The following is a 703-nucleotide window of genomic DNA, read 5'->3' on the forward strand; positions in this document are numbered from 1 at the left end:
TTTGTGGTGCAGTCCTCCGGGGGACGATGACGCAGAGAGACCCAGTATGGGGCCAACTCGCTCTGGTCGAAGTCGTCCCGGACCGGCGTGACAGCGCCCGGCTGGAGCGGCCACGGCGGCGCAGGCGGTTCGAGTGACAGCTCACCGACGACCGGCCAGCCGTCCACCCACTCCACCGGTACCAGGAACGTCTCCCGGCCGAGTACGTGCCACCCGGGGGTGCCGCCGCCCGGCCGCACCCCGAGCAGCACCATCCACCACGACCCGTCGGGGCCCTGGACCAGGTCCGCGTGGCCGGTGTTCTGGATGGGGTGCTCGGTGCCGCGGTGGGTCAGGATCGGGTTGGCGGGACACGGCTCGAACGGGCCGTCGGGCCGGCGGCCGCGGGCGATCGAGACGCCGTGGCAACGCTCGGTGCCGCCCTCGGCGATCAGCAGGTACCAGTAGTCGCCGATCCGGTACAGGTGCGGTGCTTCCGGGGCCTTGGCTCCGGGCGTTCCGGACCAGATCTTGCGATCGGGACCGAACGTCTCCCCGGTGTGGGGGTCGAGGCGGACCTGTCCCACACCGGCGACGGTGCACCAGCAGTTGCCCTCGTCGTCCCAGGCGAGGTCCGGGTCGATGCCGGGGACCCCGGGCAGCTTGATCGGATCGGACCAGGGGCCTGCCGGGTCGGTGGCCGTGAACAGCACATTGCCGTCAC

General features: G+C 71.7%; 1 protein-coding gene. It reads right to left on the reverse strand.

Going from position 1 to position 703, the window contains the following annotated elements:
- Positions 1-703 (reverse strand): family 43 glycosylhydrolase (locus tag SSP24_RS42560; RefSeq protein WP_141316644.1); only part of this gene is annotated, 703 nt, incomplete at both ends.

Source organism: Streptomyces spinoverrucosus (assembly GCF_006539505.1).
Taxonomy (GTDB): Bacteria; Actinomycetota; Actinomycetes; order Streptomycetales; family Streptomycetaceae; genus Streptomyces; species Streptomyces spinoverrucosus.